We start from the raw sequence: 231 nt of genomic DNA, 5'->3' as shown, positions 1-231 counted from the left end.
AACCAAATCCCCACGAACGTCGCAAGGACGGAAATGACGCCGTTGGCGATGTTGGCGGTCAACGCAGCCTCGCGGCCGAAACCGGACTGGGCGAGAATCTGGGTCCCGTAGTACATGATCGAGTTGACACCGGTAATTTGCTGTATGACTGCCAGCCCGAGGCCCACACCGAAGATCCGGCGGAGCCAAGGGACGCCGAGGTCCTGCCAGCTGCCCATCTTGGACTTATAG

At 60.2% G+C, this 231-nt stretch carries 1 protein-coding gene; it reads right to left on the bottom strand.

The window, feature by feature from the left end:
- Nucleotides 1–231 (bottom strand): MFS transporter (locus SCA31_RS25760; protein ID WP_410699764.1); only part of this gene is annotated, 231 nt, incomplete at both ends.

This window comes from Chryseobacterium sp. SIMBA_028 (genome assembly GCF_046535285.1).
In the GTDB taxonomy this organism is placed as follows: Bacteria; Bacteroidota; Bacteroidia; order Flavobacteriales; family Weeksellaceae; genus Chryseobacterium.
This window is presented reverse-complemented; position numbering and strand designations above follow the sequence as displayed.